This is a genomic window from Paenibacillus sp. 1001270B_150601_E10, from assembly GCF_015558675.1.
Classification (GTDB): Bacteria; Bacillota; Bacilli; order Paenibacillales; family Paenibacillaceae; genus Paenibacillus_B.
Genome location: NZ_JADMOL010000019.1, coordinates 47,646 through 71,510 on the forward strand (window position 1 = coordinate 47,646; position 23,865 = coordinate 71,510).

28 protein-coding genes are annotated in these 23,865 nt (G+C 46.0%); 22 read left to right on the forward strand and 6 right to left on the reverse strand.

Annotated features, from left to right (window positions below; translation table 11 throughout):
• The first annotated feature begins 34 nt into the window (after positions 1 to 34).
• The 8 genes from I2H74_RS23215 (at position 35) to I2H74_RS23250 (ending at position 8,369) form a co-directional block, all read left to right on the forward strand.
• A complete protein-coding gene (locus I2H74_RS23215) occupies positions 35 to 493 on the forward strand; it encodes a serine O-acetyltransferase (RefSeq protein WP_195576628.1) in 459 nt (152 codons plus the stop codon).
• Positions 490 to 1,671 (forward strand): glycosyltransferase family 1 protein, encoded by a 1,182-nt coding sequence (locus tag I2H74_RS23220; RefSeq protein ID WP_195576629.1) that lies wholly within the window; start codon positions 490 to 492, stop codon positions 1,669 to 1,671. Before I2H74_RS23215 ends, I2H74_RS23220 begins: the two co-directional genes overlap by 4 nt.
• On the forward strand, positions 1,668 to 2,783 hold the full coding sequence (locus I2H74_RS23225) for a glycosyltransferase (protein ID WP_195576630.1): 1,116 nt from the start codon (positions 1,668 to 1,670) through the stop codon (positions 2,781 to 2,783). The genes I2H74_RS23220 and I2H74_RS23225 overlap by 4 nt, the downstream gene beginning before the upstream one ends.
• A 68-nt stretch (positions 2,784 to 2,851) precedes the next feature.
• On the forward strand, positions 2,852 to 4,261 hold the full coding sequence (locus I2H74_RS23230) for a hypothetical protein (protein ID WP_195576631.1): 1,410 nt from the start codon (positions 2,852 to 2,854) through the stop codon (positions 4,259 to 4,261).
• Positions 4,251 to 5,798 carry a lipopolysaccharide biosynthesis protein gene (locus I2H74_RS23235; protein ID WP_195576632.1) on the forward strand — a complete coding sequence of 516 codons (1,548 nt, stop codon included), beginning with the start codon at positions 4,251 to 4,253 and terminating at the stop codon, positions 5,796 to 5,798. Before I2H74_RS23230 ends, I2H74_RS23235 begins: the two co-directional genes overlap by 11 nt.
• A 34-nt stretch (positions 5,799 to 5,832) precedes the next feature.
• Entirely contained in the window at positions 5,833 to 6,597 is a 765-nt protein-coding gene (locus I2H74_RS23240) for a hypothetical protein (protein WP_195576633.1), read from the forward strand.
• A 148-nt stretch (positions 6,598 to 6,745) separates the two neighbouring features.
• Positions 6,746 to 7,417 (forward strand): HAD family hydrolase, encoded by a 672-nt coding sequence (locus tag I2H74_RS23245; RefSeq protein ID WP_195576634.1) that lies wholly within the window; start codon positions 6,746 to 6,748, stop codon positions 7,415 to 7,417.
• A 130-nt stretch (positions 7,418 to 7,547) separates the two neighbouring features.
• Positions 7,548 to 8,369 carry a class I SAM-dependent methyltransferase gene (locus I2H74_RS23250; RefSeq protein ID WP_195576635.1) on the forward strand — a complete coding sequence of 274 codons (822 nt, stop codon included), beginning with the start codon at positions 7,548 to 7,550 and terminating at the stop codon, positions 8,367 to 8,369.
• 229 nt (positions 8,370 to 8,598) lie between these two features.
• Here the strand turns inward: I2H74_RS23250 and I2H74_RS23255 are convergent, their stop codons facing one another.
• A complete protein-coding gene (locus tag I2H74_RS23255) occupies positions 8,599 to 9,012 on the reverse strand; it encodes a DUF1036 domain-containing protein (RefSeq protein ID WP_324254145.1) in 414 nt (137 codons plus the stop codon).
• A 214-nt stretch (positions 9,013 to 9,226) separates the two neighbouring features.
• Here I2H74_RS23255 and I2H74_RS23260 point away from each other — a divergent pair, with 214 nt between their 5' ends.
• Both I2H74_RS23260 and I2H74_RS23265 read left to right on the forward strand, forming a co-directional pair.
• The gene (locus I2H74_RS23260) at positions 9,227 to 9,973 is read left to right on the forward strand and encodes an ABC transporter ATP-binding protein (protein WP_195576637.1); all 747 of its coding nucleotides are present in this window, start codon (positions 9,227 to 9,229) and stop codon (positions 9,971 to 9,973) included.
• Complete coding sequence (locus I2H74_RS23265) at positions 9,970 to 11,943, forward strand: ABC transporter permease (protein ID WP_195576638.1); 1,974 nt, start codon at positions 9,970 to 9,972, stop codon at positions 11,941 to 11,943. The genes I2H74_RS23260 and I2H74_RS23265 overlap by 4 nt, the downstream gene beginning before the upstream one ends.
• Here I2H74_RS23265 and I2H74_RS23270 read toward each other — a convergent pair whose 3' ends face one another.
• From I2H74_RS23270 to I2H74_RS23280, 3 genes are all read right to left on the reverse strand, one after another.
• A complete protein-coding gene (locus I2H74_RS23270) occupies positions 11,944 to 12,936 on the reverse strand; it encodes a sensor histidine kinase (RefSeq protein WP_195576639.1) in 993 nt (330 codons plus the stop codon).
• Positions 12,933 to 13,607 carry a response regulator transcription factor gene (locus I2H74_RS23275; RefSeq protein WP_195576640.1) on the reverse strand — a complete coding sequence of 225 codons (675 nt, stop codon included), beginning with the start codon at positions 13,605 to 13,607 and terminating at the stop codon, positions 12,933 to 12,935. The genes I2H74_RS23270 and I2H74_RS23275 overlap by 4 nt, the downstream gene beginning before the upstream one ends.
• A gap of 185 nt (positions 13,608 to 13,792) precedes the next feature.
• Complete coding sequence (locus I2H74_RS23280; protein ID WP_195576641.1) at positions 13,793 to 14,194, reverse strand: CHRD domain-containing protein; 402 nt, start codon at positions 14,192 to 14,194, stop codon at positions 13,793 to 13,795.
• A 232-nt stretch (positions 14,195 to 14,426) separates the two neighbouring features.
• On the opposite strand from I2H74_RS23280, the gene I2H74_RS23285 reads away from it, so the two are divergent.
• The 12 genes from I2H74_RS23285 to I2H74_RS23340 all read left to right on the forward strand — a co-directional run bounded on the left by I2H74_RS23285 (position 14,427) and on the right by I2H74_RS23340 (position 21,873).
• A complete protein-coding gene (locus tag I2H74_RS23285) occupies positions 14,427 to 15,485 on the forward strand; it encodes an ABC transporter ATP-binding protein (protein WP_195576642.1) in 1,059 nt (352 codons plus the stop codon).
• Positions 15,454 to 16,251 carry an ABC transporter permease gene (locus I2H74_RS23290; protein ID WP_195576643.1) on the forward strand — a complete coding sequence of 266 codons (798 nt, stop codon included), beginning with the start codon at positions 15,454 to 15,456 and terminating at the stop codon, positions 16,249 to 16,251. Before I2H74_RS23285 ends, I2H74_RS23290 begins: the two co-directional genes overlap by 32 nt.
• Before the next feature lie 3 nt (positions 16,252 to 16,254).
• A complete protein-coding gene (locus tag I2H74_RS23295) occupies positions 16,255 to 17,058 on the forward strand; it encodes an ABC transporter permease (protein ID WP_195576644.1) in 804 nt (267 codons plus the stop codon).
• A gap of 126 nt (positions 17,059 to 17,184) precedes the next feature.
• Positions 17,185 to 17,661: an NUDIX hydrolase gene (locus tag I2H74_RS23300; protein ID WP_195576645.1), complete on the forward strand. Its 477-nt coding sequence runs from the start codon at positions 17,185 to 17,187 to the stop codon at positions 17,659 to 17,661.
• Positions 17,662 to 17,706: 45 nt separating this feature from the next.
• Positions 17,707 to 17,970 carry a hypothetical protein gene (locus I2H74_RS23305; RefSeq protein ID WP_195576646.1) on the forward strand — a complete coding sequence of 88 codons (264 nt, stop codon included), beginning with the start codon at positions 17,707 to 17,709 and terminating at the stop codon, positions 17,968 to 17,970.
• Positions 17,971 to 18,104: 134 nt separating this feature from the next.
• On the forward strand, positions 18,105 to 18,854 hold the full coding sequence (locus I2H74_RS23310; RefSeq protein ID WP_195576647.1) for a WecB/TagA/CpsF family glycosyltransferase: 750 nt from the start codon (positions 18,105 to 18,107) through the stop codon (positions 18,852 to 18,854).
• A gap of 59 nt (positions 18,855 to 18,913) precedes the next feature.
• Positions 18,914 to 19,417 carry a signal peptidase I gene (gene lepB / locus I2H74_RS23315; protein WP_195576648.1) on the forward strand — a complete coding sequence of 168 codons (504 nt, stop codon included), beginning with the start codon at positions 18,914 to 18,916 and terminating at the stop codon, positions 19,415 to 19,417.
• Positions 19,418 to 19,460: 43 nt separating this feature from the next.
• Positions 19,461 to 19,976: a hypothetical protein gene (locus tag I2H74_RS23320; RefSeq protein ID WP_229506149.1), complete on the forward strand. Its 516-nt coding sequence runs from the start codon at positions 19,461 to 19,463 to the stop codon at positions 19,974 to 19,976.
• 169 nt (positions 19,977 to 20,145) lie between these two features.
• A complete protein-coding gene (locus I2H74_RS23325) occupies positions 20,146 to 20,634 on the forward strand; it encodes a DUF2975 domain-containing protein (protein WP_195576656.1) in 489 nt (162 codons plus the stop codon).
• Between the two features lie 21 nt (positions 20,635 to 20,655).
• A complete protein-coding gene (locus I2H74_RS23330; protein ID WP_195576649.1) occupies positions 20,656 to 21,081 on the forward strand; it encodes a hypothetical protein in 426 nt (141 codons plus the stop codon).
• 68 nt (positions 21,082 to 21,149) lie between these two features.
• Positions 21,150 to 21,632, forward strand: coding sequence for a DUF2975 domain-containing protein (locus I2H74_RS23335; RefSeq protein ID WP_195576650.1), 483 nt, complete (start codon positions 21,150 to 21,152; stop codon positions 21,630 to 21,632).
• Positions 21,633 to 21,642: 10 nt separating this feature from the next.
• Positions 21,643 to 21,873 (forward strand): helix-turn-helix domain-containing protein, encoded by a 231-nt coding sequence (locus tag I2H74_RS23340; protein WP_195576657.1) that lies wholly within the window; start codon positions 21,643 to 21,645, stop codon positions 21,871 to 21,873.
• 104 nt (positions 21,874 to 21,977) lie between these two features.
• Here I2H74_RS23340 and I2H74_RS23345 read toward each other — a convergent pair whose 3' ends face one another.
• Together I2H74_RS23345 and I2H74_RS23350 are read right to left on the reverse strand one after the other, a co-directional pair.
• Positions 21,978 to 22,664 (reverse strand): MBL fold metallo-hydrolase, encoded by a 687-nt coding sequence (locus I2H74_RS23345; RefSeq protein ID WP_195576651.1) that lies wholly within the window; start codon positions 22,662 to 22,664, stop codon positions 21,978 to 21,980.
• A 245-nt stretch (positions 22,665 to 22,909) separates the two neighbouring features.
• Positions 22,910 to 23,716: a tyrosine-protein phosphatase gene (locus tag I2H74_RS23350; RefSeq protein WP_195576652.1), complete on the reverse strand. Its 807-nt coding sequence runs from the start codon at positions 23,714 to 23,716 to the stop codon at positions 22,910 to 22,912.
• Between the last annotated feature and the right edge of the window lie 149 nt (positions 23,717 to 23,865).

Genomic DNA, 23,865 nt, shown 5'->3' on the forward strand with positions numbered 1-23,865 from the left:
AGATTCGCCCAACTATAAATACTGGAGGAAAGCTATGCACGCCGTATGCAGATGGCACCAACGGGCAAAGCGGCTGAAGCAGCTTCGAGTTCCGTTTTTGCCCAAGCTTATCACGATATTTATTCGCATCGTCTTTGCATGTGATCTCCCGATCGATGCTGATCTTGGCAAGGATGTGAAGCTCTTTCATAACGGCCTAGGCGTCGTTATTCACCGACGTGCTCGAATTGGGAGAGGCACCAGCATTTATCAGAACGTTACCATTGGCGGCAACGGCCGGACAGGAGACGCGAATGGGGTGCCGATCATCGGCGAGCATGTCTTCATAGGAGCAGGCGCTGTCATTATGGGCCCCATTATGATTGGCGATCACGCCAAGATCGGTGCTAATTCGGTCGTGACAAGATCGGTGCCAGCCTATGGTGTTGCTTATGGCGCTCCAGCTCAGCTGGTTCGCACCGAGCAGCCTGGTAAAGAGGTGGTTCTTTCATGAGCATATCTCCAAAGCGTATTCTGCATGTCTTTTCCCGCATGGATCGAGGCGGCGCAGAGACGAGAATCATGGATGTGTACCGGCATATTGACCGCTCGCTCGTTCAATTTGACTTTCTCGTTATGGAGCCTGGACAGCATCATTATGATACGGAGATTGAAGAGCTGGGCGGAAGAAAATTCAAGGTTCGTCACCCGCGGGATGGCGGTACACTGCTTCACCTTTTCGATCTCGTGCGGTTGTTTAAAAGGAAAGGGCCCTTCCAAGCCATTCATGCGCATACGGCTCATCATGAGGGAATCGTTGCGCTTGCTGCACGCCTTGCTGGGCTCGGGCGCGTCATCTGCCATGCTCGAACGACAGGTTCATCCTGCTCAAGCTCCAAACTGAAGCGTGCTGCGATATGGTTCGGAAGGCAGCTTATTCTGATCTTCGCTACTCGGTTGCTCGCGATCAGTAAAGAAGCAGGACGGTATTTATTTGGCGAGCGCGCCGTTAAGCGGCAGAAGGTCGAAGTTGTGCCGAATGCGATTGATTTATCCTCCTACGAGCAGCTTCCTGAACCGAACAAGGAAAGCCTGCGCCATGAGCTCCTTATTCCGCCATGTCAGCTGCTGCTCGGGCACGTGGGGAGATTCAATCCCGTAAAGAATCATCAATTTCTCATCTCGCTGCTTCACCATCTTCGCAGCCAAGGCGTGGATGCTCGTCTAGTGCTTGTTGGAGGCGGTGTGCTGCAAGCTCAAATCAAGCAGCAAGCCGCAGGCTCAGGCATCGATTCCTTTGTTCATTTTCTTGGTGTAAGACAGGATATTCCGAAGCTTCTGCAAATGTTCGATGTGTTTGTCATGCCTTCGCTGTATGAAGGGCTCGGAGGGGCCGCGATTGAGGCTCAAGCCGCAGGAATCCCCTGTGTTGTTGCCTCTTCTCTTCCAGAATCGGTCGACATGGGCTTAGGCCTTGTTCAATTCTTATCCTTGGACCTTCCTATGGAAGAGTGGGCGGATTATGTCTGTCGGCAGGCAGCGAGAGCTCGGCCTACCTATGACTGCATTCGTGAGGCGTTCAGACAAAAAGGATTCCTGCTGGAGTGCGAGCTTGACAGCCTGCAGCGGGCTTATGAACTGCCTTTAACCAAGGAACAACAAACTGCGCAATGGAGGCTCAATGAAGCATGAATACATTACCGGCACGAATTCTGCAGGTTATTCCTTCTACTGGATATGGAGGCATCTCTTCGATGCTGATGAATCTTTATCGAGCACTTCCTACAGAGCAGGTGCAGTTTGATTTTGCGGCGTTTAACCGCGGTCCTCTTCATAATGAGATCGAGGCAAGGGGAGGGCGCGTGTTTTATTTTGAATATATGAAGAAGCAAGGGCTGCTTCGCTACATGAAGGCACTTAAGCGGCTTATTCATGACCACGGGCCGTACCAAGCGATTCATGTTCACAATGGATATAAAGGAGGCTTTGCGCTGCTTGCGGCACGCATGGCTGGCATCCCCACTCGAGTGTGCCACATTCATACAAGCAATGTGGAAGAGAAGTGGCAGAGGTCGATCATGCCGCTGCTGCGCGCAGTTTCGGTCGCTAATGCCACGAAGCGGTTGGCCTGCGGTGAAGAAGCAGGGAGGTTCATGTACGGCCAGCGCGACTTTGAGGTGCTGACCAATGCAATCCAGACCTCGGCTTACCAAGCGGGCACCCTTCAGGACCGATACCGGATACGCAAGGAGTGGGGCATTCCGAAGGATTGCTTTGTCATCGGTCATATTGGCCGATTATCGGCAGTAAAGAATCACGCCTTTATGCTCGATATTGCAGAGGAACTTCGCCGTCGCATAGACGGAGCGGCGTATCGAATGGTGTGCATCGGAGAGGGACCGTTAAGAGAGGAGCTTGAACGGGAGATTAGGGAAAGGAAGCTTCAGTCGCATATTCTGCTTGTAGGGACACGGGCTGATATTCCGTCCTGTCTGAACGCAGTAGATATGTATCTTTTCCCATCCCTCTTTGAAGGGCTTCCCGTCTCTTTGCTAGAGGCCCAGGCCGCGGCTCTGCCTTGCCTTGTATCATCGGGTGTTCCTCGCGAGTCCGATATTGAAGCGGGCCTTGTGCGATTTATGGACTTGAAAGAAGGCCCTGCTGCTTGGAGCGAAGCCATTGTAGAACGGTCCCGCATGGGGCTTGGCGATACGCTGCTGGCTGGCAAAAAGCTGGAGGAGAGGGGCTATGATGTCGCTCAGAATGTAAAGCGACTTACGCATATATATAATCTTGGAACCTAGTGCGAGTGCGTCGTAATGTACAGGAAACGTAAGATCATGGAGATTGCTCACAAAAGGGAGAGGAACCTATGCAGCAGCTGTACGAATCGAAGAGCCAAGGCTTCTCTTGGAGCAGCTTGGGCAGCGGGATAGGATGGAAAAACGGCCTCTTCTACATGGCGCTGATTGTGCTGCTGCTTCTATACGCCTGGCTTCAGCAGCCAATCTATCTAAAGGCTGGTATAGGGATTATGATCCTGTACGTAGCGGTGTCCCATGTATACGCCAATTTTTATCTGCTCTTGTTCTTGCTTCCCTCGCTCCCTCTATTCGTGACGGAGGAATCAAACTTCTCATTAGCTACGGTGCTGTATCTCGCTGCTTTAGCCAAGCATATTGTGGCACGAGCCAGCAAGATGAGACTCCATCGCATAGGTCTTGTTATGGTGCTGTTGCTGATTGCTTACGAATTCACTCATTTGTACGGATACAGCAGCAGCTTGCTGATCCCAACGATCCGATGGGGGGCTCTTTTGCTTTATGCAGCGCTAATGATTATCGATCTGAATATAAAGCTCAGCTTCAAGACCGCGGTTCATGCCTTTGTTGCAGGAATCGTGCTGTCCAGTCTATTTGGCTATGTGATGGAGTGGGGGAATCCCGCTGCTGCGATTGGCTATACGCGATTCGAAGGTGCCGGAGGCGATCCGAACGGCTTCGGGATGCTGATCCTGATGGCAGTATTTTTCTTACTCCATCTATACAAGCAATCAAGCTCTCGTTATATCTATATCGTACTGGCAATCGGACTCGCGATATTAGGCTTAACGACCTTATCTCGAGCCTATTTTCTCACAGCAGGGATTACGCTTGGAATTCTGCTCGTGTATATGCTGTTTACAAGGCATCACATTCTATTGAAGCTTCGTAAACGGCTCTTGCTCCTTATCGTGACGGTTGGAGCGCTCTTCGCAGTCCCGATAGGGTCGCTGATTCAATCCACCTTAGCTCGCATGTCAGTGGGGGAAACGCTGCAGGATCTAACCGGCCAACGCTCCTTCTTATTGATGAAGTACTGGGAAGGGTTTATGAGTTCTTCGTTATCGGAAATGCTTTGGGGGCATGGCGTTATCGGATACCTGGCAGACAGCGGAGTTGCGATTCGAGGCGTGCTGACGGGGCCGCACAATACGTATGTGGAGTCGTTAGTGGCATGGGGTTGGCTTGGAAGCTTTTTACTCGCTGTCGTGGTGCTTGTGCTAGCCTACTGTGTACGGTTAAAGTTCAAGGTTCGTGCGGCGCCAGGCTTTATTGCATGGCTTCCCATCTTGTCTACTTTCATCTTTTTACTTTCCCTTCAATCCTTAGCCAAGTACAACACCTACTTTTTTATGGTTATGCTGCTGATGAATTTGTACTATCGCGGCGAAGAGCAGCCTGAAGATGAGGAGTATGTTGAAAAAAACATGACGGTCAGCAGGTATGAGCATGAGAAGTAAAAAGGCGCTGTTTAACTTGTCTGCCAACCTGCTGCTTCAATTTGTGACTGCGCTAGTAGGCATCCTGCTGCCGCGTTTAATGATAGAAGCGTACGGCTCTTCTGTAAATGGAATGGTTTCCTCCATTAATCAATTTTTGCGTTATTTATCGTTGATCGAAGCAGGCTTGGGGGCGGCCTCAATCGCGGCATTGTATGCTCCGCTTGCCTCGCAGCAGTGGGGGCGGCTAAATGCGATTCTGTCCGCCTCCCATCATTTTTACCGTCGTGTTGGCTATGGCTTCGCAGGTCTTGTTGTCCTTTCCTCTCTACTATATCCTCTGCTTGTGCATGGACAGGTGCCGGCTATTACAGCGAGTATGATGGTGCTTATCTTAGCGGGAAGCGGGCTTGTTGAGTATTTTGTGATTGGCAAATATCGCGTGCTGCTTGTGGCGGATCAAAAGAGCTATATCCTATCGCTCATACAGACGCTTGGCGTCATCTTGAATGCGGCGGTATCGATCCTCTTGATACAGGCAGGCTTTGATGTGCTGATTACGCAATCTGCGGCAATGCTGATCTTCGTCTCTCGCGTCATTCTCGTTAGAGGGTATGTATTGCGCAAATATCGAGAGGTCAGTTATCAAGCAACGCCTGATTATCAGGCACTGGACCGAAGATGGGATGCGTTTATCCACCAGTTGAACAACTTGATTGTAAATGCGGCGCCGATCCTCGTGATCACGATCTTTTGCAGCTTAAAGGAAGTGAGTGTTTATGCCGTATACAACATGATTTTTGTTGCGGTTAACATGTTTATTGCCGCATTTTCGACTGGACTGATTGCTTCCTTCGGTCAACTGATTGCAAATAACGATCAGGAGACGCTGCACCGAAGCTTCGGCCTTTATGAATATTTGTACTATGGCGTGCTGACTTGGGGATATATCACGGCTGGAGTATTGATCCTGCCGTTCATCTCTATCTATACCGCGGGCATTCAGGATGCCCAATATATTCGTCCTGAGCTTGCGCTTCTTTTTGTGATTTGCGGCATTGTCGGGAATATTCGCCAGCCGCACTACATGCTCATTCAAGCCGCAGGCCACTTTAGGGAGACCAAGCGCCAATCCTTGATGGAATCGATCATCCATCTGGCAGCATCCATTGCCCTTGTGCAGTGGCTTGGAGTGACAGGCGTGCTGCTGGGCTCATTGTGCGCTCATTTATATCGCACCCCATTATTGCTTTATTACGCTGCAAAGCAAATTCTTCAGGGCACACTTAGACACAGTTTGTATCGGGTCATAAGAATTGCGGTTGTGAGCGTTATGGGAATGGCTCCATTTATCCTGCTGCCGCTCCTTCAACCAACGAGCTGGCTGGAGTGGACCCTGGCAGCCTGCGGCATCTCGCTCGGGATGCTTCTCGTCGTAATCAGCATGAACCTCATATCCGAGCGAAGAACAGCGGTCGCCGCATGGAGACAGATTATGGCGATGTATAGGAGTGTTCTGGGACGATTGAAGAGGAATGACCAGACAGATGGAACGTAGGGCCATTTCCAAATAGACAAGGAGGCTGAACCTCATGTGGAAAAGAATTGGCATCATTACGGCGCTCGTGCTGCTTATTGCAGGCGGAGCAGTCTGGTGGGGGATCGATTATTTTACCAATCGTGAAGTCACGACAACAGAGCTAGGAGTAGACAGCGATTTTTTTAATTTTGAATTTGCTATGGATGAAGAAGAGCTTGAGAGCGGGGGAGTAGCGGCACCTGGGGATCCAGCAAGTGAAACAGATGAATCTCCTGTTGAGAAGAGTGTTCCTCCGAAGGGAGATCATAATCAAACGCTTAATCCGCAAGCAGGTCAGAAGGGGCAATCGACGTCCGTCCCTTCGTCTTCCCATGAACAGGAGGAGTTCGGAAAGACTTCGAGAATGAATGAACCGCCTAAGAAGTCGGAGGGCAATCCTCCAAGCCGCACATCCCATACGCAGACCGAAGAACAGATTCGAACGAAATATATGAAGCTGTTTAAAAGGCTGGAGTCTACTGCCATTCGGCGATTAGAGACGCTTGGCGACAAGGCGAAGGTGGAATATATCCGTTACAAGCAGGGTGAAAGTGAAAGAAGCCTGTCCGACCTTTCCTCCCTTTACTTAAGTGCTGCCAAAAAGCTGGAGTCAAATGTGAATACCGCCTTTGATGGGCTGCTTGAGCGAATGAGCTCAGAATTAAAGGCCAACCATCACGGATTAAGTCTTGTAAAGGAAGCTGAGCAAACCTTCCGCGAGGCTGTTGAACAGAAGAAGTCGGATATGCTTGCGAAAGCTGCGAATATGACCGAATAGCTTTATTCAGACTATTGACGATGAAGAGACTAGTTATAGTCTCTTTTTGTATGTCAACATATATCGATAAAACGTGATAAGATGGGGAAAGCAGATTAGGCTCGAAGCTCCGCATGAGACATAGGAACAAACTCATTAGAAAGAAGGAATGATTGTGCCGTATTCTCATCTATTGTTTGATTTGGATGGAACATTAACCGACCCGAAGCTAGGCATCACGAAGTCGGTTCAGTACGCTTTGAAGCGATTGGGCATTGAGATAGAAGATCTGGATCAGCTAGATCCCTTTATCGGGCCGCCGCTTATGCAGTCATTTACTGAAATCTACTCTTTTTCAGAGGAACAGGCGTCACAAGCGATCACGTATTATCGGGAATACTTTAGTGAGCAAGGCATTTTTGAAAATGAGCTGTTCAGCGGCATGATCGAACTCTTAGAGCAGCTTATCCATGAAGGGCGTTCCCTCTATGTCGCCACTTCGAAGCCAACGCTCTTTGCCGAACGGATCTTGCGTTACTTTAAACTGGATTCTTATTTTACCTATGTGAGCGGAAGCCACTTGGATGGCACAAGATCAGCAAAGGGAGACATCATCCAGCATGTTTTGGAAGAAAAGCGGCTATCTGCGGCGGATTGTGTCATGATCGGAGACCGCAAGCATGATATGATTGGCGCCAATCTCAATCACATGGATTCCATTGGGGTTGAGTATGGCTATGGCAGCAGGGAAGAGCTTGAAGGTGCGGGTGCTACTGTTGTTGTTGCTACCGTAAATGATCTTCGTCGTCAACTGTGCGGTGCTTCGTTCTCTGCGAGGTAGGATCGTTGTGGAAGTTCGGAATCGGCTTTGTAGATGAGGCTCATATCGACTCTATCCTATCTGTTCAATCCATCCATAGTCGTTTAAGTAGAATGATTTTTCAACGTTTGTTTCAAGGAGGTCGTCAATTATGATTCCAAAAGGCAATTCAGAGAGCAACATTCAGCGTTTTACTGGTTATAGTCATCTCTACGATCAATATCGCCCTGAGCCGCCTGCTATCGTGCCGGACATTCTGAGTTCGTACCGGGGTGAACGTCCATCGCTTGTCGTTGATGTTGGCTGTGGAACGGGCTTGTCCACATACATATGGAGAGATCATGCCGATCGAGTCATTGGTGTTGAGCCCAATGACGATATGAGAAATACAGCTTCATCCAAGCTGGCATTAGTCGATCAAGACGCTCCTATTACATTCGTGCCGGGCTATTCGAATGAACTTCCGGTGGAGTCTGAGTGCGCAGATATCATTACCTGCTCTCAATCCTTCCACTGGATGGAGCCTGTTAGCACGCTGAAGGAATTCCACCGCGTATTGAAGGACGGCGGAATATTCGCCGCTTATGATTGCGATTGGCCTCCAAGCTTGGATTGGCGGTTGGAAGAGAAGTATTTGCATATTACGAGCAAGGCTGATCGCCTTATCGATTCGTTCGTGGCCCGTGAAGAACAGGCGATGAAGAGAGATAAAGAGCAGCATCTCGACCAGATGAGACAAAGCGGGGCATTTCGCTTCACGAAGGAAATCGTGTTCCATCATTCGGAGCAATGTGATGCAGATCGATATGTTGGCTTGGCATTCAGCCAAGGGGGCGTGCAGACCGTGTTGAAGCATAGCTCAACAGACCTTGATGAAGACATCGCGGATTTCCGTGCACTCGCAGAAGATTATTTTAATGGCAGAACCTTGGAAGTCTTGTTCAGCTATAGGATGCGCATAGGCGTAAAATAAGACAACAGCTCCTCGGATTCTAAATAAACGTAAGTTGTCCTCTAATGGCTTAACCGCTGTTAGGGGACTTTTATTTTCTATTGCCTTGAAATAAAGAAGGCTATAAGGTTGCCCTTTAGCCTTGTCGTGTGTTGATTTATGGAATAAATCTAGGTCATTTGACTCCTAACCACGATTAACTCCTTAGTGAACTTTAAACTGAGACAGCACTTTATCTATCCATTATCCATTAAGAAATAGGGTATGTGTAGTCATCCGATGTAGGTCTAACGCCAATCAACCCACGGCGTATCCGATTGGCCTCCGTAGTAGGTTCGCCCCAGCACCGCTTGAAGTAATAATCTAACCCATTTGAAAATTCCGGTTGCCCTAATGGCAGAACAACTTGATATTCATTTCCTTCCCATTTCCTCGTTTCGTTTAAGTCCCTAGCAAAGAAATAAACATCACTGTACGTAGCTGGCCCAGGCCACAACGTTACGGTCTGTCCAGGGGTCATTTGAAACCATCCTTCTTTTACCCATTTTTGAGCGCAGCTTGGTTCATAGTAGGCGGCGGCTAACCACACGGTTGAATTTGTTTGATTCCTAAACTTAAACGGCATTGCTTTTTCTCCTTTCGTTGTTGCTTGAAGATGTATCATGCTTCTTCAATAATTTACCTGTTATTATATTTATCTGGATAACTTTAGGTGATTGTCTATGCGGAATTGGGCAAACATAAGAACAAAAGGGACAGGGAAAATGCCTTGAACATACTCCTAACGCAACATGACAAAAATGTCACTTTAGATTATGTTATCGCTATGGTTGGCTGGTGAATGAGTAAGTATAGTAGGGGGGGGAGGAGGAAGAGATATGACGAAGATTATCGAAACGAAGAACTTATCAAAAACATATGGAAAAACACAGGTATTAAAAAATATTGATATGACTATTGAGCAAGGGGAGTTCACTGCAATAATGGGACCTTCCGGCTCTGGGAAAACGACATTAATGAATACTCTCTCATCGATAGATAGCTTCAATGGAGGAGATGTTTGGATTGAAGGGAAATCGCTGTTGGATCTGAAAAAGAAGGATCTTCGAGAATTCCGTCGCAAACGCATCGGGTTTATTTTTCAAGACTACAACCTACTTGACACATTAACGGTCAAAGAAAATATTTTGCTTCCGCTCTCTTTGCAAAGAACAGCTGCTGAGGACATGGAGGAGCGTCTGGAAAAATTGGTAGAAGCGTTAAATATAGAATCGATCCTGCATCAATATCCTTCTGAGATATCCGGCGGACAGAAGCAGCGAACAGCTGCAGCGCGGGCAATCATTACGAATCCAGCGATTGTATTTGCCGATGAGCCGACAGGGGCACTGGATTCCCGCTCTGCCACCCAACTGCTCGAACATATTCAGTTGCTCAACAGCACGTTTAAGACAACGGTCCTGATGATTACGCATGACCCTTATGCAGCGAGCTATTGTCAGCGCGTTATTTTCCTGAGAGACGGAAAGATCGTCAATGAAATGTTTAGAGGTGAGCAGACTGAAAAAGAGTTTTTTGATCGGATTCTAACGATTCAAAGTGTCATAGGGGGAAATCGTGGATGAGCTTGCTTGATCTATCATGGCGCAGCATGAAGCGAAGCTTTCGCCTATATTCGATTTACTTCATTTCCATGCTTATTGGAGTCATCATTCACTTTACATTCTCCTCCTTAATGTTCAATAGCGATATTTTAGAAGCCATCCATAATAAGGAGAATTTCCAATTGGGTGTGATGGTCGCATCCGTTGTTGTATTCCTATTTATTATCTTTTTCATCCTATATGCCAACTCGTTTTTTATGAAACAGCGCAAAAAGGAATTCGGGATGTACTTGCTATATGGGATGAGTGAACGGCAAATTGCCATGATCGTATTCTATGAGACGTTGTGCTTGAGCTCTATAGCTCTTGTAAGCGGGATGCTGATTGGAGGACTATTGTCCAAATTTTTTGGCATGCTGCTAATGAATCTCATGCAATATGATAATGTCATTTCTTTTGCTTTCCCCTTGAAAGCAGTAGGCTTAACCCTTCTTTTGTTCCTGCTGCTCATTAGTATCATTAGTGTGCAAAGCTACTTCAGTGTACGCCGCGTTCAATTGGTGGAACTATTCCGTGCGAAGGAGAAAAGGGACAAGCCCCTTAGGTTCTCTGCATGGCTTTCCATATTGTCCATCCTGCTTATAGGGGTCGGATATTTTCTTATCAGCCGTGAAGGAAATTCAGTTTACTGGCAGGATTATTACCTCGCGAGCATGATTACCGCAACAGTAGGATTTATCGGCGGAACCTATTTATTCTTCCGACAATTTTTCGGCTGGTTGCTGGAGAAGATGAGCCGCGGAAAAAAATATGTTGAGGGGAACAAGATGCTGTGGGTTTCCTCGCTGCGTTTTTCAGTTCGCGGGAATACCTTTAATCTTACCTTTATAACCTTATTCAGTACGGTTATCGTTTATCTAGTAGGCTTCGTATCGATCAACTATGCTGTTCAATTTGATGCGGTCAAGAGAGAATTCCCGAACCACATTGCGTTCTCATCAACGGATGAACAAACACAGAAGCAAATTGAACAAATGATTCAGGCAGATCATCCGATTCTTGATCATCAAAGGCTTAAAGGGCTAGCTGCTAAGCCTACATCAGACAAGAAAGCCGCTTTTCCGAATGCAGAATATTTTTCAGAGCAGCTCCTGCTGTTTTCAGAATCGGAATTCAACAATATGGTCAGTGCACGCGGTGATGTACAGCAAGTAAAGTTACAGGGACAAGAAGCTGTTGCCCTTGCTCAGGGTATAAACAAGTCTGTAACGTTTTCGGGAAGCGAGCAGCCATCCTTTACCGTAAAGCTTAAGGAAAATACAACAACCTTCGATCTGGTCGAAAGAAAAGACTATACACTGCTGAGTAAAGCTACAGATTCAAAAGGAGACATAGGGTTGAGACCTTCTGTCTTGATCATTTCTGACGAAGCGTTTCATACCCTTAGTTTGGAAGAGGCGGCGGTTTCCTTTGACATTTATCAAATTAAAGACGCCACATCGGCAAATGAACTATCTCGAAACGTTCAAGCCATTGTTGCGGCTGCACCAGACGCATACTATGCCTCGTTTGTAGATCTTTATTCGATAAACATTGAAAGCTCCTCCTTGCTGCTATTCTCAGCTGCATTTCTGGCGGTAATTGCTTTATTCGCTTTGGGGAGTATGATTTATTTCAAGCAATTGCGCGAAGCAACGGAAGAGCAAAGCCAATATTCGATTCTTCAGAAAATTGGGATCGATGACCGTGAAATAAAGAAGGTGATCCGCAAGCAGCTGCTGTTTGTGTTCATGCCTCCGCTTCTTCTTGGATTGCTTCACAGCTGGTTCTTGATGTATTATCCCGCCTTGGCGGAGGTTAAGGATTTCCCACAGCTAACGTCGATTATATCGGGGATCCTGATCCTGTACTTTGTTATCTATATTTTGTTTTATATATCCTCTGTACGTGTGTACTATAAAATTGTAAATCCAAAAAACGCAATGAGCTGATCATTGCGTTTTTTTCTGCCTCCATAAATAAGGATCATCGTCTTTAGGAAAATGGATGATAAATTGAGTATACACACCAACTTCGGATGTACAGCTAATGTAATGGCCGAGCTTGTTCGATAATTGCTGTGCCAGAAATAACCCCATTCCGGTTGACTTCGTATAGATTCGGCCTGTTTCACCAGTAAAGCCGCGATTAAATATTCGCGGCAGGTCTGTTGGGCTGATCCCAATCCCGCTGTCCCGTATGATCAGCTGTTTTTCCTGGGGATTCTCATATGCGGACAGTGTCATCTTTCCGTCAGGTTCGGTATATTTTAAGCTGTTTGTAAGCACCTGATTGAGGATAAAATGCAGCCATTTCGGATCGCTTTGAACCTCCAATGACGCTGCCTGCAGGTCGATGCTGATTTTTTTGGAGAAAAATGTTTTAGAATGCGACTTGATAAGACTTTTGGCTATTTGAATGAGGTCGCAATTTTGAATATCGTAGTCTTGGTTAAAGCTGTCGAGCTTGGCATAATACAGCGCCTGATCTACATAGTTTTCAATCTTCGTGACTTCTTCCTTCAGACTATTCGGGTCCCCGTTGGTCTGAAGCAGCAAACGAAGTACCGCAATCGGCGTTTTGATTTCATGGAACCAAGAAACGATAAAATCATAATGGTCATGCTGCCTGTCTTGGATCTGATTCATTTCTCGGATATGCTGAATTTTGAGCTCTTCAAGGTATACTTTGGCGATTTCCCCTTCGAGCGACAAGCTTTCATAATCCTCACTTTTCATTGATCGAAGCATGCGAGCATGCTGCTGGTAGCGAAATAATAAAAAACCAAGCAATACCATGAATGACAAGGTATTGGCATAGAAGAATGTTCCCCATGCCCAACCGACATGATGATCGGTAAAAAATACGGCAGCTGTGATCAGAATGCCGGTAACGTATAGATAAATATAAGGCTTCTCATAGGATAAAAAGCGTATAACAGTCATTCGATGATATACCCCATTCCTTTACGTGTAACAATAAACTCCTCCAGCCCTAGCTCAGCGATTTTTCTGCGCAGCCGATTCACATTTACTGTCAGGGTGTTATCGTCGACGAATTGATCTTCGTTCCATAGGGACTGCATCAGATCTTCGCGCGAAACAATTTTCCCGGCATTTCGCATCATGAATTGTAAGAGGATAAATTCATTGCGGCTTAACTCAGCACTTTGCCCTATATATTCAATCGTTGAGTTGGTAACATTTAATTTCAAGCCGCGATGGGTAAACCTGACCTGTTCCTCCTCCTGATAGGTGTACTTTCGGCGAAGAAGAGCATTGATCTTTGCAACTAGAATATCTAAATCAAAAGGCTTTTGGATAAAATCATCCCCACCCATATTAATCGCCATAATAATATCCATGTTCTGGTTTCGAGATGAAAGGAAGATAATCGGTACTTTAGAAACGGCGCGTATTTGTTGACACCAGTAATAACCATCATAGACTGGAAGATTGATATCCAATAGGACAAGATGCGGATTAGTTTGCTCGAGCTCCATCAGCACCTGATCAAATTGGGTGACTTCTACGATTTCATACTGCCACTTTATTAATGAATCAGCGACAATTCGCCTAATTTTTTCATCATCTTCAATAATCATAATTCGATACATGTAATCCCTCATTCTGATTAAAATTGAATGTATACGGCTAGTTTAGCATAATCGTTGTGTAATTTTCATATGAGGTCCGCCGCATTAGGCTGCAGGGCCATTGTTGCATATGTATAAGACAACCAGTCGCCGATAAGTTCTGGCGACTGGCTTCTACATTTGAGTATTCTTGTCCGTGATTCAGCTTAACGTCTAATTTGACCTCTGATCTCACCATTAGGAAATCGGATCGTGTGAACATTGACATAGGCATTGCCGTTTCGAATTTCACGGATCAAGTCACTTATTGTTCTTCCTTGCAGAGGCCCAACTAGGTCTTGGTTCGTGAGCGTCCCCTGAATAACCCCTCGTCTTACAGTAATACCGAATTTTGATTGTCCAAATAAAAAGGCGACAACAGGGCCATTTTCTCCTCTTCGCCCAAGATGGATGTGAGCTTGGGTCACTTGGGCAATATTGCGAACTGTAAGTCGGAAGGCAAGACGGGTATTGGAACGATTCGAAGTGAAACTTGCATTTCCGCTGGCTGCTGTCCGAACAGGCGGCACCTCATTTTGTCCGCTTAAAAAGGCTTTGAACACACTCATCCTTCTCACTCCTTCAAGTTAATCGTAATAGACTATTCAAGGAGAAAGAATTGCGGTTATGCAGAAGTCTACTAGTATTCACTTGAGCAGCATATTGTTAATTTTTGGTGACTAGTAAAGAGGTAATAAAAGTCCATATGAATGTAATATTATTCCATTAATCTATTGGGGCAAAACGATACAATGAGGAGGACGGCTCTGATCAGTCACCATAAAGAGAGGAGAGTGTCCAATGAATGTGATCGTTGCAGAAGGATTAACGAAGAGCTATAGGGTATCCGTAAAGGAGCCCGGACTTAAGGGAGCTATTAAGCATCTGTTCAACCCGCGTTATCAAGAGCGTGTAGCAGTGAATGGGATCAACCTCACCATTAAAGAGGGAGAGGCCGTTGCTTACGTAGGGCCAAATGGCGCAGGCAAGTCCACGACCATTAAGATGCTGACGGGCATTCTGGTACCAACCTCAGGAAAGGTGCTCGTCAATGGAGCAGTCCCGAGCAAGAATCGAATGGACAATGCCAGCAGAATCGGTGTGGTGTTTGGTCAGCGCACGCAGCTGTGGTGGGATTTGCCGATTATAGAGTCCTTCGAGTTGATTAAAGATATCTACGAGGTTCCCACCTCGACTTATAAGAAGAACATGGAGCAATTCGTAGAGTTGCTAGGACTTGAAGAATTTCTGCATGTACCCGCACGTAGAATATCGTTAGGACAGCGCATGCGTGCAGATCTAGCAGCGGCCCTACTGCACAATCCTAAAATAGTCTATCTGGATGAACCGACCATTGGGTTGGACATTGCGGTCAAAGAACGGATTCGTGCCTTTATTAAGGAGATGAATCAGCAGCACGGAACGACCATCATGCTCACGACCCACGATCTTGAGGACATTGAGGAGATTTGCTCACGTCTTGTGATCATTGATAAAGGCAGCGTTATTTATGACGGCGACCTTCAAACGGTTAAAAATGTATATGCAAGAGAACGAACCATTCATTTTCAGCTTGAGCGACCGATTGTTAGTCTTCCTTCCCTTATAGAAAGCATGCCAAGCACTTCGCTTGTTCGTGAGGAGGGTTTGCGTTTCTCTCTGCGATTTGACAAATATGAGATATCTGCAAGCGAGATTGCCCGCCATATGATGAATCAGGGCGAGGTAATGGATTTCCATATCGATGAGCCAAAGATCGATCATGTCATCCGCAAGGTCTATAATCACGATCTTAATCTGCAAGAGGCGTGGAAGGAGGCTGAAGCCGTTGCTAAAAAAGAAGTACGTCACACTCGCTAAGATGACGATGCAGCATACGATTGCCTATCGCTTTTCCTACTTCATCAGCCTGCTCGGCAGTCTCATTTTTATCTTAACGATGTTCTTCATGTGGAAAGCCATATTCGATGGCCGGGAAGAGCTGTCGGGCTTTACTTGGCCTCAGATGAAGGCCTACATCTTTATCACCTTTCTTACCAACTCCTTAATCTCGTGGTACTCCGAAACTAGAATTTCAAAGAAAATATTAAGCGGTGAAGTGGCAATGGATCTCCTGAAGCCGCTGGATTTCCAAAAGGCTCGCGCTGCGGAGACGATCGGCTCAAGCCTGATGGAAGGGGCGATTGCAGCGATCATGATCGGAGTAACCCTTGTGCTTGCAGGCGGAATCATGCTGCCAGAATCATCACTCACACTCGCTTTATTTATCATAAGCTTGCTTGCGTCCCTTCTCATTAAGTTTTGCATCGTATATATCGTTGGACTAATTTGTTTCTGGACTTCCAACAGCATTGGCGTAGCTTGGATGAGAGCTGCAGTAACGAATTTTCTATCTGGCGCCATTATTCCGCTATCGTTCTTCCCAGCGTGGCTTGAATTCCTTGCTAGAGTTCTTCCCTTTCAAGGAATCGTCTATATTCCTGCTTCCATCTACCTTGAACGCATGAGCACGATAGAGGCAGTACAAGGCATTGGAATGCAGCTTATCTGGATCATCGTATTGTGGATCGCAGCCAAAGGCATGTGGAACTGGGCTGTCAGACAAGTCACAATCTATGGAGGATAAGGCATGATACGATACGCACGCAGGAACCTATATATCTATTATCGTTTGCTGACTACACAGATAAAGGCTCTGATGTCCTACCAAACCGACTTTATCCTATCTATGATTGCGATGGTGATCACACAGGGGCTGGGTCTCTTATTCTTGCAATTAATCTATCAAAAAATCCCATCGATTCAAGGATGGTCTCTTTGGGAGATTGTCTTTATTTACTCGCTTGTCATCTTTTCAGAAGGCGCAGGAGCCTTTTTATGCAACGGCATGTGGGTCATTGGAGGGCTCGTGAACAAAGGCGAATTCGATCGCATTTTAGTCAGACCCCTTTCTCCGCTCGTGCAGATGTTTACGTCAAACATTGGAATCGGAGGAATAGGCAGTATGGTGATGGGCGGAGTCATGCTGCTTCAAGCGATTCAGCACGTGGAGATGGAATGGAGCTATTCCAAGATTGGCTGGCTGCTGCTGTTCCTCATCTCAGGCATTGCCATTCGTGTATCCATTATCTTAGCCGCATGCTGTCAGTCCTTTTGGACGGGGAGCACGAATACGTCTTTCGCCCACACGATTCACACCCTTGGTGAGCTAGCGAGATACCCTATCAGCATTTATAGTCTTGGCATTCAATTGATCATCTCGGTTCTCGTTCCCTATGCTTTTATCAGCTTCATCCCTGCTGCGTCATTATTTGGCAAGGAGGAATGGGCATACCTCGGCTGGCTTGTTCCCATCGTAGCCTTGTATGCTGTATCATTATCCCTCTTCATCTTCAAAAAAGGGCTTGCTCGCTATGAAAGCGCAGGCAACTAGCAGTTGAAAAATGACCGCAGGTCCACAGGTCGACATAATCAGACATAGGCTCTCATTGCAATCTATTTCCAACATAAGGTACAATCTCATGGTGGAATAGACAAAAGTGACATAGGAGGGAGAACCGTGGGCTATATCGAAGACCTGCGAGTGCTTGTTGGCAATCAACCCTTGATTCTAGTTAGGCCTAGTATTGTCATCCTGAACAAGGAAGGGCATATTCTATTGGTCCAATACCAGAATCGAAGCTGGGGGATACCAGGAGGGCTAATGGAACTCGGTGAATCCGTGGAGGAGAGTGCTCGAAGAGAGGTTAGGGAAGAGATTGGCCTGGAGATAAAGAAGCTGGAACTGATTGGTGTGCTTTCAGGGAAAGAATGGTTTACTCGTCTGAAAAATGGTCATGAATACTACAATGTTATCATTGGCTATCTATGTACAGATTATGAAGGAGAGATCATGCCGGACATGGAGGAAGTCATTCATGCTGCCTTTTTTGATTGGGACGAGATTCCCGAGCATACCCCTCCAATGATAAAGAGCCAGCTGGCAGAAATAGCCGTGAAGGTTAAGCAGCAGGCGACAGCACATGTATTGGTGTAACCCATTAGGTGAGGAGATAAGAAGAAGGAGAGGCAAGCGGTTGTTATGAAAGCTTTTTTGGTTTCGTTGTCTGTCGGGGTGTCGTTTCTCATACTCTACTACATCTACCAAATTATTAGTGGATTCTATCTAGCCGAGACGCATGCTCCCAATATTATGCACGCTTACAAAGAAGTAGATGAATTAAAGAGCGAGGTTGAGTTTGGCAGCGTACATAAGTCTCCTATCGTTCACGTCGGCATCATCGTGCTTGGCATGGTGTCGTATTATATAAGCAGAGTCTTCAAATCTAAATTAGCAAAAAACTAGCTGTCCTTATATGGTATAGATCAAAAAGCAGAGCGTTATAACTTTTCTTAATCATCTTTTCGTTCGTTAATTGAAAGAGGTTATGAAGGCGTGATAGTATGAGTACATACTATTGCGAAGTAGGTGACATCAGGATGAAGGACACCGTTGCGATACTCGGCATCCCTTTTTCGAAGTGCACGCTGCAGGAAACGGCTGATCATTTGGGCGAGCATCTGACGAAAGAGGATTCTGAGCTTCTTCATTTAATAACGATTAACCCGGAGATTGCGATTCGGCATCAGCATGATGAGGAGCTCCAGCATATTGTCAAGGAAGCGGATTGGATTACACCTGATGGCGTTGGGATTGTGTACGCTTCAAGAAGACAGGGAAATCCAATCTCAGAGCGCGTGACAGGATATGAGCTGCTGCTCAAGCTGTTGGAGCAAGGGAATCAAGAGGCATGGAGCTTTTATTTTCTAGGGACCGATGAAGAGAGCAATGACCGTGCCGTTAAGCATGTGCAGGAGCAATATCCTCAGGTGCGATTAGCGGGGCGGCATCATGGCTTCTTTTCATCTGAGGAAGAACCTCAGATCTTGTCTGATATTGAAGCTGCAAAGCCAGCTGTGCTGATTGTAGCGATGGGTGCTCCATACTCTGACAAGTGGATCTATCGGAATAAAGAGAGGCTATCCGGTATCAAGCTCGTTTTTGGTGTTGGTGGAAGCTTGGATGTGCTTTCAGGTAAAGTAAAAGAGACGCCAAAGAGGTGGAAGGCGCTCAACCTTGAATGGCTGTATCGGCTCTTGACCGTGCCTGCTGCCAAAGGACAGACATCAAGATGGCGCAGGCAATCTGCACTGCCGATATTCATTTATCGTGCGATTATTCGAAAGTAAATGAAGAGATCTAGAACTTTGCTAGGTCTCTTTTATTTTCATTACAGGAGGAAATGTGAATGAAAACATTAAAGCAATGGATTCCGAGCATGCTTATTGCTGTTATTATCACGTTATGCTTTAGAACCTATGTGGCTGAAGCCATGAAGGTGCCGACAGGTTCTATGATTCCAACGATTGAGATTAATGATCATTTGTTTGTCGAGAAGCTGATGTGGCTGACAGATATTGATTATGGAGATCTCGTTGTGTTCCATCCGCCAGTAGAGAGGGATGAGAAGGAGAAATACGTGAAGCGTGTTGTAGGCCTGCCAGGGGACATCATCGAGGTGAAAGATCAATCCCTTTACCGCAATCATCAGAAGATCGATGAGCCGTACCTTAACGAAGTGATGACCTATACGTATGGTCCTGTCGAGGTGCCGGAAGGCCATTATTTTGTACTAGGGGATAATCGCAATATTAGCAATGATTCTCATTTATGGCCATCCCCGTTTCTAGCGAAAGACCGCATTATAGGCAAGGTGCTTACGATTGTTCCGACGCATGTATTCTGGAAATGATCAGCATATAAAAGAAAGATTACATATGGAGTGAGCGATCAGCATGAAAATACGAATTATCGGTTCTTGCGGCAGCGGCAAGACCTACATGGCTCGTAGGTTGGCGACAAAGTATGGCCTTCCTCATATCGAGACAGACAATCTAGTGTGGGATCGCAGTGAGCTGAATAAGCGATACCCTGAAGAGGTAAGGGACTCGATGCTGCAGGACATCGTTGCAGGCCCTGACTGGGTGATTGAGGGAGTTCATCACAAATGGGGACAGGAGAGCTTTATGGAAGCAGACCTCATTTTCATCATTCGACCCCATGCTTTACAACGGGATATCCGAGTCGTTCGACGATTTATCAAGACGCGTATGGGAATGGAGAGGAGCAATTATAAGCAAACCTTTCGCAATCTCTATGAGATGCTGCTGGTATGGAACCGTAAGTTTGACCGAGAGCATATGCAGGCCATCATGGAATTAACCTCTCGTTGTCAGGGACGCTGTATGGTCATACGGTCGAATGATCAGATTGAAACAGAAGTAGAACAGTACTTGAACCAGTTTACTTAAACGGTTTGAGGTCGTGTAAAGCATTTCTCTGTCACGAGAAATGCTTTTTTATTTTATAGTAAGACGCTTGAAAAGATTGAAGGAAATCATGTTAAACAACACTTATTTATTGTAAAACGATAAAACATATGATAAAGTCATTTTACATGAAATAAGTGAGGTGTTTGTTGTGAAGCTAGGGTCAACACTCTTTTTAAAGATAGCTGTGTTTATTATCGGTACGCCGGTTCTTGCACTATGCATATTTGGATTGCCTGGAATGGCTGCTCAAGATGCAGCCGCGCATCCGGAGACCTCCTACTTGCAGTATCCATTCTTGATAGGGGCGTATATTCTGGTCACACCGTTTTTCGTTGCCTTGTTTCAGGCTCTCAGACTTTTAAGCTATATTGACAAGAACAAAGCCTTTTCGGAATTATCGGTTAGGGCCCTGAAGGTTATAAAATATTGTGCCATCACGGTCAGTGCCTTGATTGGAATAGGGCTGGTCTCTGTCATCATATGGACTGCAGGAGAAGGGGAGGACATAACAGGCTTTATAAGCTTGGGACTTATACTCACGTTTGTCTCCATGATAATTGCCGTCTTTTCTGCTGTTCTTCAAAGACTTTTGCACGAAGCCATCGATATCAAAACGGAGAATGACTTCATCGTCTAATGGTTAAGGAGGAAGATTAAGGTGAAGAGGTGGATGCAAGTCGATAACCGTTATGGACACTTGCTTATTGACTTGATGCAAGAAGCAGCAAAGCAGAAGGGGACATTCGACTTGGCGAAGCTCACTCCCTTCGAATGGGATAGCTTATCGATCATTCCCCCTTATACGGACAATAAAAGCATGTATGAACAGGTGGGCATGGAGTGGAGCACAAGCGATACTTACATGGGGTTCGTTATGGAGAAGTCGTTCGGAACATTTATGCTTGCTGATGATAGCTTAATCGATGAACGTCTCCATCGATTGGTGTTCGTCAACGACTCCAGAGTGGTAGCAGATCTTGTCCTGGATCGAGAGATGGCTAACTTTCAATCGGTTCAAGAGGTCATCTATCCCTCAACGAAGCTGACTGTGGATGAAGATCGACGCATCACGATTAAACGATAATATTTTATCGTAAAACAATAAAAAATGTGATATAGTCAAAGTTATAGTAAACAAGTGAGGTGTGTTTAATGAAGCGGGGTTCAACACTCTTTTTGAAAATCGCTGTTATTCTTATGGGAATTCCAGTGCTTGCTTTATGCATATTCGTGGTGCCAAAGTTAGGGAGTTTTGCAGCAGAATTGTATCCAAATGCAGCTTATCTCAAATATCTCGTTTGGGTGGACTTGTATGCAACGGCCATTCCTTTTTACTTTGCTCTGGTTCAAGCTTTCAGACTGTTGAGCTATATTGATAAGAACAATGCCTTCTCAGAGCTGTCAGTTATCGCTTTAAAGAAGATTAAATACTGCGCAATGACTATCAGCGTCTTGTACGTCTTAGGCATGCCGCTCTTTTATCTCATTGCTGAGGTAGACGATGCTCCGGGTATTATCGTAATCGGCATGGTTTTGATTTTTGCATCCTTGGTTGTTGCTGTGTTCGCAGCGGTTCTCCAAAGACTCCTTCAAGAAGCGATACAAATAAAATCAGAAAATGATTTAACGGTCTGAGGTGAATAATATGGCGATAATAATCAATATTGATGTGATGCTGGCGAAAAGAAAGATGAGCGTGACGGAGCTTTCGGAGAAGGTAGGAATCACAATGGCCAACCTTTCTATTTTGAAAAATGGAAAGGCAAAAGCGATTCGCCTATCCACACTTGAGGCGATTTGCAAGGCTTTGGACTGTCAGCCAGGGGATCTTTTGGAATACAGAATGGACGAAGACACGCAAGGGTTGGATGAATAGACCGTATTGAGCGAATGCGAAAATGGAATTGAATATGACGTACTAATAAGCAGGCTTTGGAAGCCTGCTTATTTTTTGTCAGACAGAGGAAGCCGCCTCTGCTTTCATAGTCTATCGCTTGCTTCATTTTTAATCGAACAGAAATTTCGAATTTGTTCATGAATGCTTCCCCTGCTTAGCCCTCCGTGATAACAGATGACAGATTCCAGGTTAAGCTCCAGATACTTTTTCAGCGAGAGTCGAGCTTCCTCTACATTGAGTGTTGTGGGCTCATGGATTCCTCCAAGTAATCCGTTCACACTATACATGGAATCTCCAGCAACGAGCGTGCTGCTTTTTCTCAAAAAAAGGCTGATATGACCTGCAGTATGTCCAGGTGTATGGATGACTTGAATCCCGCCGCAGTAGGGAAGCTCCTGACCATCAATTAAGGTTCGATCAACCCTGCCTTTGGGGGGATTTTGAATATGTCCGTCTTTTATAAGCGGTCGTTCTCCTTGTATGTACGGCCGATCTAGTTCGTGTGCGTACACCTGAATACGGCTGCTGCATTCGAGCAGAATCTCAGGCAGACTTCCGATGTGGTCGATATCCTGATGGGTCAAAATGACAGCCTTCAACTTGTCGAGAGACACCCCGACCTTCTCCATAGCCAATTTTAGATCTTCAAATTGTCCCGGAAAGCCAGTGTCGATGAGCACGGCCATCTCTTGATCCCATAAAAGAGTCGGATGGATGGTATTTCCGTGATAGTCCAGCTCAAGCATGTAAACTCCGTTTGAGATTTCCACGATTCTCAGCTCCTTTATAAGCATCGCTATTCAATCACCAAGGAATAAGCTTTATACAAGATAAACTCATTTTATTCGTACAAGATGTTAGTACGTCTGTTTTTGATTGTCAATAAATGACTATAATTCACTGAGCTTCATCCTACCAAACCTTCATTCAAATGGCTTATTCTGTCCGTCACGTCCAATAAAAAAGAACGCGCCCAGCAAATTCCCCTAGGCTGCGTCCTTGATATAATCGAGTTCTATTCTAAGTATTTCGCTTGAAGTGCAGCTCTTTCCTGAGGCGTAACGCCTAAGCCCTTTTCGATGAATGCATCAATGGAGCCGAATTCTTCTTTCATCGTATCAAAAGCAGCCTGCACGTATTCTGGGCGAACGTCAAGGAGCGCCTTGAAGGATTCCAGCGCCTGCTCATCCTTGATCACCTTCTTCATCGCCTCGATCGTTTGCTCGTTTGCTTCGGCACGATAAACGTTGCTAAGCAGATAATCCTCCATCACCGTCTTCTCTGGAACGCCAAGCGTCAGCAGAAGAATGGCGGAGCCTAATCCTGCACGATCTTTACCCGCTGTACAATGCTGAACGAGCTTGGCATGGGCAGGATCATTCAGCATCTCAAGCAGCTTGGAGTAAGCTTCCGGCGCCTTCACAAGATCCTTATTCGCCTGAATGAGCATCTCACCTGGCTTGCCAAGCACACTGAAGTCTCCTGTCGCAATGAGCTTGTTCAAGTCGGTGCCGTTGCTTTCCTCCTGTTCCTTCATCGCAGGAACGCGAACATAATTTGTGCCCTCAATTGCAGGATCTGGTTTCGCTTGAACTTCACTATTGGTCCGGTAATCGACAATCGTATTCAAGCCAAGTGCTTCAAACTGCTGTTTTCCTTGTTCCGTTAAGCCAGCGAGCTCACCCGAGCGGAACAGCTTGCCCCATTTTACGTGGCGTCCATCCTTGGTTTGGTAGCCGCCAAGATCGCGGAAGTTCACAATGCCGTCTACGTCTACTTCACGTACAGCAGTCGTAATTGTGGCGCTGCTGCCGTCTTTCATCGCAAAGTATACGCGCTGCCCAGGTGCGTGGTGATTAGCGACTAGCCATGGAATTTCGTATACGTATGGGTTAACACCTTGCCCTTATTGATAAGCTGTTAAGCGCAGGTAAAGATTTTGTGAAAGCAAGCTTGCTTTTCATGACGAGT